This window comes from Streptomyces sp. NBC_01233 (assembly GCF_035989305.1).
GTDB lineage: Bacteria > Actinomycetota > Actinomycetes > Streptomycetales > Streptomycetaceae > Streptomyces.
In genome coordinates this window covers 3,742,294-3,757,402 of sequence record NZ_CP108514.1, presented here as the reverse complement: position 1 = coordinate 3,757,402, position 15,109 = coordinate 3,742,294, and the positions used below count along the sequence as shown (strand labels likewise).

13 protein-coding genes are annotated in these 15,109 nt (G+C 73.1%); 10 read left to right on the top strand and 3 right to left on the bottom strand.

Features of this window, described 5'->3' with window-relative positions:
• Positions 1-124 precede the first annotated feature (124 nt).
• Positions 125-1,510: a cystathionine beta-synthase gene (locus tag OG332_RS17535; protein WP_327419268.1), complete on the top strand. Its 1,386-nt coding sequence runs from the start codon at positions 125-127 to the stop codon at positions 1,508-1,510.
• 338 nt (positions 1,511-1,848) lie between these two features.
• Here the strand turns inward: OG332_RS17535 and OG332_RS17530 are convergent, their stop codons facing one another.
• Positions 1,849-2,184, bottom strand: coding sequence for a hypothetical protein (locus OG332_RS17530; RefSeq protein WP_327414359.1), 336 nt, complete (start codon positions 2,182-2,184; stop codon positions 1,849-1,851).
• 170 nt (positions 2,185-2,354) lie between these two features.
• Between OG332_RS17530 and OG332_RS17525 the strand changes: the two genes are divergently transcribed.
• Positions 2,355-3,518: an IS701 family transposase gene (locus OG332_RS17525; RefSeq protein ID WP_327419097.1), complete on the top strand. Its 1,164-nt coding sequence runs from the start codon at positions 2,355-2,357 to the stop codon at positions 3,516-3,518.
• A gap of 243 nt (positions 3,519-3,761) precedes the next feature.
• Positions 3,762-4,604 carry a MurR/RpiR family transcriptional regulator gene (locus OG332_RS17520; protein ID WP_327414358.1) on the top strand — a complete coding sequence of 281 codons (843 nt, stop codon included), beginning with the start codon at positions 3,762-3,764 and terminating at the stop codon, positions 4,602-4,604.
• Between the two features lie 3 nt (positions 4,605-4,607).
• On the opposite strand, the gene OG332_RS17515 is transcribed toward OG332_RS17520, so the two are convergent.
• Positions 4,608-5,060: an FAD-dependent oxidoreductase gene (locus OG332_RS17515; RefSeq protein ID WP_327414357.1), complete on the bottom strand. Its 453-nt coding sequence runs from the start codon at positions 5,058-5,060 to the stop codon at positions 4,608-4,610.
• 33 nt (positions 5,061-5,093) lie between these two features.
• A complete protein-coding gene (locus OG332_RS17510) occupies positions 5,094-6,449 on the bottom strand; it encodes a diaminopimelate decarboxylase (RefSeq protein ID WP_327414356.1) in 1,356 nt (451 codons plus the stop codon).
• Positions 6,450-6,553: 104 nt separating this feature from the next.
• Here OG332_RS17510 and hutU point away from each other — a divergent pair, with 104 nt between their 5' ends.
• The 7 genes from hutU (at position 6,554) to OG332_RS17475 (ending at position 15,103) form a co-directional block, all read left to right on the top strand.
• Entirely contained in the window at positions 6,554-8,239 is a 1,686-nt protein-coding gene (hutU, locus tag OG332_RS17505; RefSeq protein ID WP_327414355.1) for a urocanate hydratase, read from the top strand.
• Positions 8,240-8,250: 11 nt separating this feature from the next.
• Positions 8,251-9,441 carry an allantoate amidohydrolase gene (locus OG332_RS17500; RefSeq protein ID WP_327419267.1) on the top strand — a complete coding sequence of 397 codons (1,191 nt, stop codon included), beginning with the start codon at positions 8,251-8,253 and terminating at the stop codon, positions 9,439-9,441.
• Positions 9,432-10,772, top strand: coding sequence for a formimidoylglutamate deiminase (locus tag OG332_RS17495; protein WP_327414354.1), 1,341 nt, complete (start codon positions 9,432-9,434; stop codon positions 10,770-10,772). Before OG332_RS17500 ends, OG332_RS17495 begins: the two co-directional genes overlap by 10 nt.
• Positions 10,773-10,936: 164 nt before the next feature.
• Positions 10,937-12,115: an imidazolonepropionase gene (gene hutI, locus OG332_RS17490; RefSeq protein ID WP_327414353.1), complete on the top strand. Its 1,179-nt coding sequence runs from the start codon at positions 10,937-10,939 to the stop codon at positions 12,113-12,115.
• A 113-nt stretch (positions 12,116-12,228) separates the two neighbouring features.
• Positions 12,229-12,906, top strand: a complete 678-nt coding sequence (locus tag OG332_RS17485) for an LPXTG cell wall anchor domain-containing protein (RefSeq protein ID WP_327414352.1) — start codon at positions 12,229-12,231, stop codon at positions 12,904-12,906.
• A gap of 17 nt (positions 12,907-12,923) precedes the next feature.
• The gene (locus OG332_RS17480) at positions 12,924-13,964 is read left to right on the top strand and encodes a hypothetical protein (protein ID WP_327414351.1); all 1,041 of its coding nucleotides are present in this window, start codon (positions 12,924-12,926) and stop codon (positions 13,962-13,964) included.
• Positions 13,961-15,103, top strand: a complete 1,143-nt coding sequence (locus OG332_RS17475; RefSeq protein ID WP_327414350.1) for a hypothetical protein — start codon at positions 13,961-13,963, stop codon at positions 15,101-15,103. Before OG332_RS17480 ends, OG332_RS17475 begins: the two co-directional genes overlap by 4 nt.
• Positions 15,104-15,109: the final 6 nt, after the last annotated feature.

Below are 15,109 nucleotides of genomic sequence, written 5' to 3'. Positions count from 1 at the left end.
CAGGCCACCTCCTCGGTCCTCATTGACCCCTACCTGCCCCGTACGCACGGTCGGCCAATCCCTTTACGCATACTCTGGCCGTGCCTCCCGGAGAACCCGTGGAGTCCCCTCCTTGGAGAACATGGTGCAATTCCACGACTCGATGATCAGCCTCGTCGGCAACACCCCGCTGGTGAAGCTCAACCGTGTGACCGAAGGCCTGCAGGCCACCGTCCTTGCGAAGGTCGAGTACTTCAATCCCGGCGGATCCGTGAAGGACCGGATCGCCGTACGGATGATCGAGGCCGCCGAGCAGAGCGGAGCCCTCAAGCCCGGCGGCACCATCGTGGAGCCGACCAGCGGCAACACGGGTGTAGGACTCGCCATCGTGGCCCAGCAGAAGGGCTACAAGTGCATCTTCGTCTGCCCTGACAAGGTGTCCATGGACAAGATCAACGTGCTGCGCGCCTACGGCGCCGACGTCGTGGTCTGCCCGACCGCCGTCGACCCCGAGCACCCGGACTCGTACTACAACGTGTCCGACCGCCTCGTGCGCGAGACCCCGGGCGCCTGGAAGCCCGACCAGTACAGCAACCCGAACAACCCCCGTTCGCACTACGAGACCACCGGCCCCGAGCTGTGGGACCAGACGGACGGGAAGATCACCCACTTCGTCGCGGGCGTCGGCACCGGCGGCACCATTTCCGGTACCGGCAACTACCTGAAGGAGGTCAGCGGCGGGAAGGTCAAGGTCATCGGCGCCGACCCCGAGGGTTCGGTCTACTCCGGCGGCTCCGGCCGCCCGTACCTCGTCGAGGGCGTCGGCGAGGACTTCTGGCCGACCGCGTACGACCCCGACGTCACCGACGAGATCATCGCGGTGTCCGACAAGGACTCCTTCCAGATGACCCGCCGCCTGGCGAAGGAGGAGGGCCTGCTCGTCGGCGGCTCCTGTGGCATGGCGGTCGTGGCCGCCCTGCGCGTCGCCGAGGGCCTCGGCCCGGACGACGTGGTCGTCGTCCTGCTGCCGGACAGCGGCCGCGGCTACATGAGCAAGATCTTCAGCGACGAGTGGATGGCGGGCCACGGCTTCCTGGAGGAGGCCGGACCGGCCGCCCGCATCGGCGACGTGCTGGACGACAAGGAGGGCGGCATCCCCTCCCTCGTCCACATGCACCCCGAGGAGACGGTCGGCCAGGCGATCGAGGTCCTGCGGGAGTACGGCGTCTCGCAGATGCCCATCGTCAAGCCGGGCGCCGGTCACCCGGACGTGATGGCCGCCGAGGTCATCGGCTCGGTCGTCGAGAAGGAGCTGCTGGCGGCGCTGTTCGCGCAGCGGGCCTCGCTGAGCGACCCGTTGGAGAAGCACATGAGCTCGCCGCTGCCGCAGGTCGGCTCGGGCGAGCCGGTGTCCGAACTGATGGCGGTGCTCGGCGAGGCCGACGCGGCGATCGTGCTGGTCGAGGGCAAGCCCACCGGTGTGGTGAGCCGTCAGGACCTGCTGGCGTTCCTCGCCAAGTCCTCCAAGTAGCCGGTTACGGGGCCGCGCGTGGCCTTCGCGCAAACGGTACGGGCATGACACGTGACGGCAGCACCGGCTTAACACGGCTCCGGCACAGTGGTGGTTGTCGGCAGGGAAGTCCGGGAGACCGGATCCCGGCCGGCACCACCGAACGGCGTACGCGTACCTCCGGAGCGGCTCCCGGACCGCGCGGACGCCACGGACGCGGACGGCCCTGACCCGGCCGTGTCCTTCGCGGGGACCGCCGTCGTCCCGCCCCTCGGGCGACCGAGGGTGCGGCGGTCCCCGCGCAACTCTTCCCGCCTCCGCCTCCGCCCCCGTCGGCGTCCGAGGCGCGGGCGCTCGGGCTAGGCCCGGTCGCCGGACCCCCGCCGGAACCGCTTGCCGGCGTGGATGAAGTTCACGCCCACGATCCCGGCCCAGGTGACCAGGAGGCCGCTCAGGTGGGCCTCCGCGACGGCGATGGCCGACAGCGGGACCGCCAGCACCAGGGTGATGATCGCGAAGCCGAAGCGTTCGCCGAAGTTGCCGTCCGCCGGCGGGGCGGAGGGGCGGATGTCTCCGCGGGCCGCGGCCAGGCGTTCCTCCGCGAGGCGCCGCCGGACCTGCGTGTCGACCTTCTCGACGAACGAGTCCACCAGTGCGGCCTCGTACTCCGGCCCCAGCTCCCGCCGGGCGTCCATCGTGGCGTCGAGTTCCTTCTTCAGCTCTTGGGCGTGGGCGTCCGTGCCCCCACGGTAGGAACCGCCGCGGGCCCCGGCACTGGGGCTAGTACTGCAACCGCATGTGGCGTGACGGTCGGTGAGGTTGCTCGTTGTTGTGACTGTGTGATGAATCGCTGACGGTTGAGCAGATCGAGTCGTGGTCCGAGGGTGTAGCGGGGTTGCATGCCCGGTTCGGGCATCGTTTTGGCAGGTCGGAGCCACGTGATCGGGCTCTGGACTACATGACGGGCCTGCTTGCGCCGCTAGAGAAGAAGAACGGGTGGACGCTGGCCGAGCAGGTCGGCCAGCTCCGCCCGGACGGTGTGCAACGCCTGCTCAACCACTCCGAATGGGACGAGAACGCGGTCCGCGACGATGTCCGGGACTTCGTCGTGGAGACCATCGGCGCCAAGGATGGCGTGCTCATCGGGGACGACACCGGGTTCCTGAAGAAGGGCACCAGGTCAGCAGGGGTCCAGCGGCAGTATTCCGGCACCGCTGGCCGCACCGAGAACTGCCAGATCGGCACCTTCCTCGCCTACGCATCCGCCAAAGGGCGGGCGCTGATCGACCGGGAACTCTACGTCCCGAAGTCCTGGACGGACGACCGCGACCGCTGCCGGGCAGCCGGGATCGACGACACCGTGCCGTTCGCCACGAAGATCGAGCACCTCAAGTGGATGCTGCAACGCGCCATCGACGCGGCTGTTCCCTTCGCCTGGGTGACCGCGGACGAGGCATACGGGCAGGTCAAGCACTTCCGCGCCTGGCTGGAAGAACGCCAGGCCGCGTATGTGCTGGCCACCAAGGTCAACGACACCGTGATCACCGCCGACGGCCGGGACGCCCGCGTCGACGAGCTGATCGCGGCCCTGCCGAAGCAGGCATGGAAGCGGATCTCCGCCGGAGCAGGCGCCCACGGCCAGCGGATCTACCACTGGGCCCGCGTCGCGATCCGGCCCGCCTGGGAGGGCGGATCCGGGCACTGGGTGCTCGCCCGCCGCAATCTGTCCGACCCCACCGACATCGCCTACTACGTCTGCTATGGCCCCGTCACTTCCCGGCTGAAAGACCTGGTCAGGACCGCCGGAGCCAGGTGGGCGGTGGAGGAATGCTTCCAGACCGCGAAGGGTGAATGCGGGCTCGATCACTACCAGGTGCGGCTCTACCGGGCCTGGTACCGGCACATCACCCTGGCCATGGCCGTCCTGGCCTACCTCACGGCCATCCGTGCCGCAGAAGCCGCAAAAGGGGCAGCGGAGATGACGAGCAAGACCTCATACCCCTCAGCGTCCCGGAGATCCGCCGGATGATCGGGCACGTCGTCGTCACGCCCCGCTGCCACAGCAACGAGCACCGTCTGCACTGGTCACGCTTCCGGCGCCGCAGCCAGGCCCGAGCCCGCCGCTGCCATTACCAACGCCGAGGCCACGACCCACACATGCGGTTGCAGTACTAGCCCCCCTATCCGGATCGCGGGCACGGCTTGCCCCGCTGCATAACCGCATGCAGAGTGCTCCGTGACTGAATGGCTCACCGGGGACGGAGGGGACGGCATGAGTGACAGCCCGGCCATGCGGCTGCAGAAGCTGTTCGAGGGGCACCGGCTGACGCCGACCCAGCGGCGGATCGCGCACTGCATGGTCCGCGGAGCGGCGGAGGTGCCCTTCCTGTCGAGCGTCGAGCTCGCCGAGCTGGCCGGGGTGAGCCAGCCGTCGGTGACGCGGTTCGCGGTGGCGCTGGGCTTCGACGGGTATCCCGCGCTGCGCCGGCACCTGCGCGAGGTGGCTCCCGCCGAGCGGGCCGAGGCCGCGCAGGAGGACTCGTACAACGAGTACCAGCAGGCAGTGCTCGGCGAGATCGAGAACCTGCGGCAGCTGGCCGGGATGCTCGCCGATCCCGCGCCCGTCGAGGAGGCGGGGCGGCTGCTCGCCGCCTCGACCCCGCTGCCGGTGCTCGGGCTGCGGGCGGCCTCCTCGCAGGCGCGCGGGTTCGCGTACTTCGCGGCCAAGGTGCACCCGGACGTACGCCTCCTCGACGAGGGCGGTTCGATGCTCGCCGACCGGATCGACGCGGCCGTCGGCGCGGGGGCCTCGGCGTTGCTGTGCTTCGCGCTGCCGCGGCATCCGCGGGAGGTGGCGGAGGCGCTGGAGCACGGGCGGGCGGCCGGGCTGACCGTGGTGACGGTCGCCGACTCGGCCTTCGCGCCCGTGGCCCGCCACTCGGACCTGCTGATCCCGGCGCCGGTCGGGACCGGGCTGGCCTTCGACACCGCGTGCGCGCCGATGTTGCTGGGCCGGGTGCTGCTGGAGGCGATGGCGGACGCCCTCCCGGACGCGCAGGCCCGCCTGGAGGCCTTCGACGCCCGAGCCGCCGCCCGAGGCCTGTTCGTGGAGTGAGCCTCAGCGGTGGTCGAGCTCCGCCAGCTCGGTGGCGAGGCGGTCGCGCAGCGCCGGGATGCGGGCGAGCAGCGGCAGCAGGGTGTTGCGCACGGCGAGCAGGGCCGGGTTCCGGGTGGTCGCGACCCGGGTCATCCGGCCGGTGAGGGCCACCACCCGCCGGGCGACGGGGCGGCGGCGGGCCTCGTAGCCGTCGAGGTTCCCGGTGGCCAGGGCGCGGCCGACGAGGTCGGCGGTGAGGGCGCCGCTTCGGTCGAGCTCGTCGAGGACCTCCAGGGTGCGGGCGTGCACGACGGCGGTGCGGGAGGTGTTGGCGCCCTCGGCCTGCCTGTCGAGGAGCACGAAGTCGATACCGGCCTCGGCCAGGGTCACGGCCAGGGCGAGGCCGGTGGGGCCGGCGCCGACGACGGCGACCTCGGTGCGGGCGGGGAGCGGGAGTGCGGCGGTGCGGGTCATGCGGGCCCGGGGAGGTCCCGCGCGGCGGCGGGGCTAGAGCAGGGCGTCGCCGAGCGCGCCGCCCGCCTCGGCCACGATGGCCTCGACGGACTGCGCCGGCCTGGCAAGGCTGAAGCGGACCTGGCCTCCCGGGTCCACGGTGAAGCCGTGGACCGCCGGGCGGGGCAGGCTGTTGTAGCCGTAGTGCGCGGTGAAGAAGTACGCGCCGGTGTCCGGGACGCCGATCAGATCGCCGGGGGCGAGCAGCGGGAGTTCCCGGCCCGTCGCGAGCAGGTCCCCCGCGAAGCAGGCCGGCCCCGCGACGTCCTGGGCGACCGGGTCGCCGGTCTTCGGCGCCCCCTTGGCGTCGTACGGCAGGATCCGCACCGGCCAGGCCGCCGGCGCGTACGCGGTGCGCGTCGCCAGCTGCACCCCGGCGTGGGTGAGCGCGATCGGCCGGGAGCCGCTGGTCTTGGTGTACTCGACCCGGGCCAGGACGAGGCCGTGCTTGGCCAGCAGGGACCGGCCGAACTCCGTGACCAGGCCGTACGCGCCGGAGAAGAGCGCGGGGACCGCCTCGCGCAGTGCGGTCACGTACGCGGCGAACCGGGGCGTCTCCTCGTCCGAGGCGAAGTTCACCGGCAGGCCGCCGCCGATGTCGAGCGTGTCGACCTGGCGGCGCCCGGCGGCCGCGTTGATCTCCTCGGCCAGCGCGTGCAGTTCCCGTACGCCTTCCGCGATCAGGGCCAGGGGGACGCCCTGCGAGCCCGAGTGGACGTGCAGGCGGGTGAGCCACGGCCGGTCCAGATATGCCCTCACGAGCCACTCGCGCGCGCCGGGATCGCGCAGGGCGACCCCGAACTTCGAGGTCGCCGTGGCGGTGGACAGCGCGTCGATGGTGCCGGCGCCGGTCTGCGGGTTGATCCGCAGGCCGATCGGCGCCGTGGTGGGTGCCTGCGCGACGAGCGCGTCGAGGCGTGCCAGCTCCTGCGGGTTGTCGGCGTTGACGGCGATGCCGAGGGCCAGGGCCTCGCGCAGTTCGGCGGCGGTCTTGGCGGGGGAGTCCAGGACGGTCCGCCCGGCGGGCACCCCGGCCGCCCGGGCCAGCGCCAGCTCGCCGGGGCTGGCCACCTCGCAGCCGAGCCCGGCGTCCGCGAGCAGCCGCAGCACCGGGACGAGCGGGGCGGCCTTGACGGCGAAGGCGTGCAGGACCGGGGTGCCGGGGGCCAGGGCGGCCGCGAAGGCGCCGGTCAGGGCGGCGGCGGAGGAGCGGATCCCGGCGGTGTCGAGCAGGCAGGTCAGCGGCTCCGCGGAGTCGGCCCCGCCCACGAGTCCCTGTTCGACGGCGGCCCGTACGGCAAGATCCCGGCGCGCGGCGGCGTCCTCGCCCACATCCGTGTTTGCAGCCATGTCCGCCATCCCATCATTCGACAGGGCCGGCCGCAGCTGTTGACTGAATCTATTCAGCGCGTCAGGATGTGAATGGAAATACCAACATCGGAGGAGGCACCGCCATGTCAGGACCCCGCCCCGTACGTGCCGCGCGAGGCACCGAGCTCAGCACCCTGGGATGGCAGCAGGAGGCCGCGCTGCGGATGCTCCAGAACAACCTCGACCCCGAGGTCGCCGAGCACCCCGACAAGCTCGTCGTCTACGGCGGCACCGGCAAGGCCGCCCGCGACTGGCGCTCGTACGACGCGATGGTCCGCACCCTCCAGACCCTCAAGCAGGACGAGACGATGCTCGTTCAGTCCGGCCGCCCGGTCGGCGTGATGCAGACGCACGAGTGGGCGCCGCGCGTCCTGCTCGCCAACTCCAACCTCGTCGGCGACTGGGCCAACTGGGAGGAGTTCCGCCGCCTGGAGCACCTGGGCCTGACCATGTACGGCCAGATGACCGCCGGGTCCTGGATCTACATCGGCACGCAGGGCATCCTCCAGGGCACCTACGAGACCTTCGCCGCCGTCGCCGCGAAGCTGCATTCAATCGGTAAGGGAGGGGTCAACGGCACCCTGGCCGGCACCATCACCCTCACCGCCGGCCTCGGCGGCATGGGCGGCGCCCAGCCGCTGGCCGTGACGATGAACGACGGCGTCGCGATCTGCATCGACGTCGACCCGCGCGCCATCGACCGCCGCATCGAGCACCGCTACCTGGACGTCAAGGCCGACAACCTGCGCCACGCCCTCCAGCTGGCCGTCGAGGCCCGCGACGCCCGCAAGCCGCTCTCCATCGGCCTGCTCGGCAACGCCGCCGACCTGCTCCCGCAGATGCTGGCCGAGGGCGCCCCGATCGACATCGTGACGGACCAGACCTCCGCGCACGACCCGCTCGCCTACCTGCCGACCGGCGTCGACTTCGACGACATGGCCGCCTACGCCGCCAAGGACCCGGCCGGCTTCACCACCCGGGCCCGCGAGTCCATGGCCAAGCACGTCGAGGCCATGGTCGGCTTCATGGACGCCGGAGCCGAGGTCTTCGACTACGGCAACTCCATCCGCGGCGAGGCCCAGCTGGCCGGCTACGACCGCGCCTTCGCCTTCCCCGGCTTCGTCCCCGCCTACATCCGCCCGCTGTTCTGCGAGGGCAAGGGCCCCTTCCGCTGGGCGGCCCTGTCCGGCGAGGCCTCGGACATCCACAAGACCGACAAGGCGATGCTGGAGCTCTTCCCCGAGAACGAGTCCCTGCACCGCTGGATCAAGATGGCCGGCGAGCGCGTCCACTTCCAGGGACTGCCCGCGCGCATCTGCTGGCTCGGCTACGGCGAGCGCGACAAGGCCGGCGAGCGCTTCAACGAGATGGTCGCCGACGGCACCCTCGCCGCGCCGCTCGTCATCGGCCGCGACCACCTCGACTGCGGCTCCGTCGCCTCCCCGTACCGCGAGACCGAGGCCATGCTCGACGGCTCCGACGCCATCGCCGACTGGCCGCTGCTCAACGCCATGGTCAACGTGGCCTCCGGCGCCTCCTGGGTCTCCATCCACCACGGTGGCGGCGTCGGCATGGGCCGCTCCATCCACGCGGGCCAGGTCACCGTCGCCGACGGCACCCCGCTGGCCGGCGAGAAGATCCGCCGCGTCCTCACCAACGACCCGGGCATGGGCGTCATCCGCCACGTCGACGCCGGCTACGACATCGCCGAGACGGTCGCCGACGAGCGCGGCGTCCGCGTCCCCATGCGCGAGGGCGACGACGCGTGACCTTCCACGAGATGTGGGCCGAGCTCGCGCCGATCGGCCGCAACGCCGACAGCGGCGGGTACCGCCGCTACGCCTGGAGCGGGGCCGACGCCGACTGCCGGACCTGGTTCCAGGAGCAGGCCGAGGCGCGCGGGCTCACGTACGAGACCGACCGCAACGGCAACCAGTGGGCCTGGCTCGGCGACCCCCTCGCGGGGGACGCCGTGGTCACCGGCTCGCACCTGGACTCCGTCCCCGACGGCGGGGCCTTCGACGGCCCCCTCGGGGTGGTGTCCTCCTTCGCGGCCCTGGACGAACTCCGCAGGAAGGGCGCGGAGTTCTCCAGGCCGCTGGCCATCACCAACTTCGGTGACGAGGAGGGCGCCCGCTTCGGGCTCGCCTGCGTCGGCTCCCGGCTCGCCGCCGGGCAGCTGACCAAGGAGAAGGCGTACGAGCTCCGCGACGCCGACGGCATCGGCCTGCCGCAGGCCATGGAGGCCGCCGGATACGACCCCGAGGCCATCGGGGCCGACCCCGAACGGCTCGCCCGCATCGGCGCCTTCGTCGAACTCCACGTGGAACAGGGCCGCGCCCTGGACCTGTCCGGTGACCGCGTCGGCATCGCCTCCGCGATCTGGCCGCACGGCCGCTGGCGGTTCGACTTCCGCGGCGAGGCCAACCACGCCGGCACCACCCGGCTGGTCGACCGCCGCGACCCGATGCTCACGTACGCGGCGACCGTCCTCGCGGCCCGCACCGAGGCGGCCCTCGCCGGGGCCGTGGCCACCTTCGGGAAGATCTCGGTCGAGCCCAACGGGGTCAACGCCATCCCCTCCCTCGTGCGTGGCTGGCTCGACTCCCGGGCCGCCGACCAGGCCACCCTCGACACGGTCGTCACCGCCATCGAGAAGGCCGCCCGCGAGCGCGCCGACCAGGACGGCATCGACCTCGGCATCGTCCGGGAGTCCTTCACCCCGGTCGTCGAGTTCGAGCACGCCCTGCGCGACGAGATGAACCGGATCCTGGGCGGGGCCGTCCCCGTCCTCGGCACCGGGGCGGGACACGACGCGGGAATCCTCTCCGCGGACGTCCCGACCGCCATGCTGTTCGTACGGAACCCCACCGGCGTCTCCCACTCCCCGAAGGAGTTCGCCGCCGAGGACGACTGCGTGGCCGGCGTCCTCGCCCTCGCCGACGTACTGGAAGGCCTGGCATGTCGTTGACGACGTACTGGCTGGAGCACGCCTGGCTCGGCACCCGTGTCGAGCCAGGCGTGGCCCTGGAGGTCACCGAAGAGGGGCGGATCGGCGCCCTGCGCACCGGGGTCGGGACCCCGCCGCCCGGCGCGGAGGTCCTGCGCGGCCTGACGCTGCCGGGCCTGGCCAACGCCCACAGCCACGCCTTCCACCGGGCCCTGCGCTCCACGGTCCAGGTCGGCTCCGGCACCTTCTGGACCTGGCGCGACCTCATGTACAAGGTCGCCCAGAACCTCACTCCCGACAGCTACTTCGCGCTCGCCCGCGCCGTGTACGCCGAGATGGCGCTGGCCGGCATCACCAACGTCGGCGAGTTCCACTACGTCCACCACGCGCCCGGCGGCGCCGCCTACGCCGACCCGAACGCCATGGGCGAGGCCCTGATCGAGGCCGCCGCCGCGGCCGGCATCCGGATCACCCTCCTGGACACCGCCTACCTGTCCTCGGGCTTCGGCGAGGCCCCCAACACCCACCAGCTGCGCTTCTCCGACGGCACCGCCGAGGCCTGGGCCGAACGCGCGAGTGCCCTCAAGCCCCGCGAGCACGCCCTGATCGGCGCCGCGATCCACTCGGTCCGCGCCGTGCCCGCCGACCAGCTGGCCACCGTCGCCCGCTGGGCCGAGGAGCGCGGGGCGCCGCTGCACGTCCACCTCTCCGAGCAGACCGCCGAGAACGACGCCTGCCAGGCCGCCCACGGCCGCACCCCGACCCAGCTCCTCGCCGACCACGGGGTGCTCGGCCCGCGCACCACCGGCGTCCACAACACCCACCTCACCGACGCGGACATCGCCCTCCTCGGCGGGACCACCACCGGCACCTGCATGTGCCCCACCACGGAACGCGACCTCGCCGACGGCATCGGCCCGGCGACCCGCCTCCAGCACGCGGGCAGCCCGCTCTCGCTCGGCAGCGACAGCCACGCCGTGATCGACCTGCTGGAGGAGGCCCGCGCGATGGAGCTGAACGAGCGCCTGCGCAGCCGTACCCGGGGGCATTGGACGGCGAACGCCCTGCTCGCCGCCGCCACCGCCGACGGCCATGCGGCACTGGGCCTGGGCGACGCGGGCCGCCTGGAGGCGGGCGCGCTCGCGGACTTCACCACGATCGCGCTGGACTCCGTCCGGACGGCGGGGGCGCCGGCGCGCCTCGGCGCGGAGACGGCGGTGTTCGCCGCCACGGCGTCGGACATCCGCCACACGGTCGTGGCCGGCCGCCACATCGTCCGCGACGGCGCCCACACCCTGGTCGAGGACGTCCCGACCGCCCTGTCCGACGCCATCGCCGCCCTCCGCTCCTGACCGTGCCGCCTGCGGCGGGCCTTCTCCCCCACCCCGCCCTTTCACCGTTTCTCCCCCAGCTACCGCTGGGCGGTGTCCCCAGGGCTCTGCCCGGGGTCTGGGGCGGAGCCCCAGGAAACGGCGCAAGGGCGGGTGGGGGAACGAACCCTCTGAGAGGAACCCCCATGACCACAACTGCCATCACCAACATCGGCAGCCTCGTCACCAACGACCCGTCCGTCGGCGACGGCTCGCCCCTCGGCCTGATCGAGAACGCCACCATCGTCATCGACGGCGACAAGGTCGCGTGGGTCGGCCCCGCGGCACAAGCTCCGGCCGCCGACACCGCGTTCGACGCGACCGGCCGCGCCCTGATCCCCGGCTTCGTGGACTCCCACTCGCACCTCGTCTTCGCCGGCGACCGCACCGCCGAGTTCAACGCCCGCATGTCCGGCCGCAGCTACTCCGCCGGAGGCATCCGCACGACCGTCGCCGCCACCCGCTCCGCCACCGACGCCGAGCTCGAAGCCAACCTGGTGCGCCACCTCGACGAGGCCCGCCGCCAGGGCACCACCACCTTCGAGACCAAGTCCGGCTACGGCCTCACCGTCGCCGACGAGGCCCGTGCCCTGCGGATCGCCGCCGCGCACACCGAGGAGGTCACCTACCTCGGCGCGCACATCGTCTCCCCGGACTACGCCGAGGACCCGGCGGCGTACGTGGAGCTCGTCACCGGCGAGATGCTGGCGGCCTGCGCCCCGTACGCCCGCTGGGTGGACGTCTTCTGCGAGAAGGGCGCCTTCGACGGCGACCAGGCCCGTGCGATCCTCACCGCGGGCGCCGCCGCCGGCCTGATCCCGCGCGTGCACGCCAACCAGCTGTCCTACGGCCCCGGCGTCCAGCTCGCCGTGGAGCTGGAGGCCGCCTCCGCCGACCACTGCACCCACCTCACCGACGCCGACGTGGACGCCCTCGCCCAGGCCGCGGGGACCACGGTCGCCACCCTGCTGCCCGGCGCCGAGTTCTCCACCCGCGCGGTGTGGCCCGACGCCCGCCGCCTGATCGACGCGGGCGCCACCGTCGCGCTGTCCACGGACTGCAACCCCGGCTCCTCCTACACGAGTTCCATGCCGTTCTGCATCGCCCTCGCCGTGCGCGACATGCGGATGACCCCGGACGAGGCCCTGTGGTCGGCCACCGCCGGCGGCGCCCGCGCCCTGCGCCGCGAGGACATCGGCGTCGTGACCCCCGGAGCCCGCGCCGACCTGGCCCTGCTGGACGCCCCGAGCCACGTCCACCTCGCCTACCGCCCGGGCGTCCCGCTCGTCTCGGCCGTCTGGCAGCGGGGCCGCAGGGTGCACTGACGAACGGTCAATCCGGGGCTGTCCTTTGTCTTCCCTCCGTAAGACCCCGGGCGTACCTTGAGCCACCAATCTGATGTGTCGTCAGCTATTTGTGGCCCGAGGGGAAGACGAAGGTGTCCGACCGCAAACGCTCCACCGCGCTCGCGCTGGCCTCCGCGCTGGCCGGATCGGCGGTCCTGCTGGCCGCCCCCGCAGCCCACGCCGCCGTCGTCGACGTGGCGTACGACTGCAAGACCCCGATCGGGGACAAGTCGGCGATCTCGCCCATCGACATCAAGGCCGTCAAGGACGGCGAGGCGTACAAGCTGACGATGTCCTTCCAGAAGGGCGTCTCGTCCAGCCCCATCGAACTGGGCAAGGGCGCGATGAGCCCCAGCGCCGTCATCCTCGTCGACGGCGCCGAGAAGGTGTCCGTACCGGTCTCCGGCCCGCCCAACCCCGAGGCCGCGCCCGCCGACACACCCATCAAGATCACGGACCTCTCGGGCACCTACACGCCCAAGAAGAGCGGCAAGGTCACCTTCACCGCCGGCGTGCTCACCATCAAGGCGATGGGCACCACGACCACCTGCACCCCGGGCAACAGCCCCGGCCCGTCCCTGGAGCTCGACGTCACGGCCGCCGGCGGCGCCACCGCCCAGTCCGGCGGCGGCTCGGGCGAGGACACCCTCCCGCAGACCGGGCCCACCGACTCCGCCCTCGCCCTCGGCACCCTCGGCGCCACCGTGCTGCTCTCCGGCGTCGCCGGCGTGCTCTGGCTGACCCGGCGCGGCCGGCGGGCCCGGTCCTGAACGGAGCGCCCCCGGCCATGCCCGTGCTCCACGCCCCCCACCGCCTCCAGCGCGCCGGCCTGATCCTGCTCGCCGCCACCGCGCTGTACTCGGGTCCCGCTCAGCCCGCGTACGGCGCGGCCGCCGACGAACCGGGCTGGACCGCCGAACCCGCCGCCGGTCAGGCCGTCCCCCGCACCGGCGGCGCCCGCCCGTACTCCACGCGCCCGTACTTCTACATGGCGGGCACCGCCGGCACCGTGCTGGAGGACCGCCTCGCCCTGGCCAACACCACCGACCAGGAGCACACCGTCACCCTGCGCGGGGCCGACGCCTACAACACCGCCGACGGGGCCTTCGCGGTGCGCTCCGCCGCCGGGTCCACCGGTGCCGGCGCCTGGATCACCTTCGGCGCCGGGGCCACCGTGAAGATCCCGCCCCACACCCGCGCGGTGGTCCCCTTCACCGTCACCGTGCCGCCCTCGTCCCCGACCGGCGACCACCCCGCCGCCGTGGTCGCCACCGAGGCCGGCCGGGAGGTGGGCGTACGGGTCCACCTGCGGGTCGGCGGCCCCGCCCTGGCCGCCCTCACCGTCGAGGACGTCGCCGTACGGGGCCGGGGCGCGGCCGCGGTCGTGGCGTACACCCTGGTCAACCGCGGCAACGTCGCCCTCGCCCCCGAGCTGTCCCTGCGCGCCGAGGGCCTCTTCGGCGAGGTGCCGGGCCGTGGCGCCCGGGCCCTGCCCGTCGAACTGCTCCCGGGCCAGCGGGTCGAGCTGACCGAACCCTGGCCCGGGGCCCCGGTGCTCGACCGGGTCCGCGTGAGCGTCACCGTAACCGCCCCCGGCGGCGCCCGGGCCGAGGGGAGCGCGGCCGCCTCGTTCGTGCCGTGGCGGGCCGCCGGCTGGACGGGCCTCGGCCTGCTCGGCCTCGGCGGGTCCACGCTGGCCGCGCTGTTCCTCGTACGGGGCCGGCGCACCCGGCAGGACCCGCCCGGCGGCGAGGAGACCGGAGGGACCTCCGTGCGGCCCGACCCGACCCCTGCACCGGAACACGAACTGACGGGAGCGTCCAGGTGAGCGCCATGGTCGGCGGCAAGGTCCGCGGCAAGGCCGGCCCCACGGTCCGGTTCCTCCTGGCGGGGCTGGCGGGGCTGGCGGTGTGCGCCCTCGCGCTGTTCCCCGCGGCCCCGGCCGCGGCCGACGAGGGCAAGCCCACCGTCGCCCTCTCGCTCCAGGAGGCCGCCAAGGGCACCGAGATCACCGTCACCGGCACCGGCTGGCGGGCCAAGACGCTGGTGATGCTGCTGGTCTGCGGGCAGAACATGATCGGCGGCACCAACAGCTGCGCCAACGCCGACGGCGCCGCCGTCTCCGTCGCCGACGACGGACGCTTCGCCGCCCAGCTGGCCGTGGTCGCGCCGCCCAAGCCCTGCCCCTGCGTCGTCAACGTCACCTCCGTCAACGGCGACCAGTCCACCGTCGCGGCCCCCCTGAAGATCACCGACCACCCGGTGGCCGAACTGCCCGCCGAATCCGGGACGGCCCGCCTCGCGATGCTCACCGGGGTCCGGCTGGAGGGCGAGGACGGGGTGTTGACCTGGTTCGGCGCCCCGCCGAGCCGGAAGTTCAAGGTCACCGTCGGCAATCTCGGCTCGGCCCCGGTCAAGGACCCGGTCTTCCAGCTCGGCACCGCCCACGGGGTGTTCGCCCCGCTGTGGGAGGAGGTCCGGTGGAAGGGCACCATCCCGCCGGGCGGCAAGGCGGAGATCGCACTCGACGTCGCCCTCACCGCAGGCGCCCACGGCGATTACACGATCTCCCTCAAGTACGGCGAGACCGTCGTGGCCAGCCAGCCCTGGGGCGTGGACCGTCCGTACGGGGTGCTGCTCTTCTGGGGCCTGCTCCTGCTCGTGATCCCGGCCGCGGTCTTCCGCATCGGCATGGCCGTCGTCGACAAGGTCCGGCCGCGCGCCGTGCCCGCGGCCGGCCGCCACCGGGGGGCCCGGCCCGCGGAAGCGGCATCGGCCGTGACGGCCCGGCTGCCCCGGCTGCCCGCCCTGCGCCCGGCCGCGACGGCCCGCTCCGCGCAGCCGGTGGAGCCCCCTTCGACCACCACGGCGGTCCTGCCGTGGTTCACCCCGGACAGCGCGCCGGAGACAGCACCACAGACGTCCGCACCGTCTGAGAACCGTTCGACGACGAAGGGACCATTGTGAAGACCC

Bases quoted from the DNA above. Each gene is read 5' to 3' on its own strand.
- OG332_RS17530 (WP_327414359.1), bottom strand. From the start codon at position 2,184: ATGGACGCCCGGCGGGAGCTGGGGCCGGAGTACGAGGCCGCACTGGTG.
- OG332_RS17520 (WP_327414358.1), top strand. From the start codon at position 3,762: ATGAGTGACAGCCCGGCCATGCGGCTGCAGAAGCTGTTCGAGGGGCAC.
- OG332_RS17515 (WP_327414357.1), bottom strand. From the start codon at position 5,060: ATGACCCGCACCGCCGCACTCCCGCTCCCCGCCCGCACCGAGGTCGCC.
- OG332_RS17510 (WP_327414356.1), bottom strand. From the start codon at position 6,449: ATGGCTGCAAACACGGATGTGGGCGAGGACGCCGCCGCGCGCCGGGAT.
- hutU (WP_327414355.1), top strand. From the start codon at position 6,554: ATGTCAGGACCCCGCCCCGTACGTGCCGCGCGAGGCACCGAGCTCAGC.
- OG332_RS17500 (WP_327419267.1), top strand. From the start codon at position 8,251: ATGTGGGCCGAGCTCGCGCCGATCGGCCGCAACGCCGACAGCGGCGGG.
- OG332_RS17495 (WP_327414354.1), top strand. From the start codon at position 9,432: ATGTCGTTGACGACGTACTGGCTGGAGCACGCCTGGCTCGGCACCCGT.
- hutI (WP_327414353.1), top strand. From the start codon at position 10,937: ATGACCACAACTGCCATCACCAACATCGGCAGCCTCGTCACCAACGAC.
- OG332_RS17480 (WP_327414351.1), top strand. From the start codon at position 12,924: ATGCCCGTGCTCCACGCCCCCCACCGCCTCCAGCGCGCCGGCCTGATC.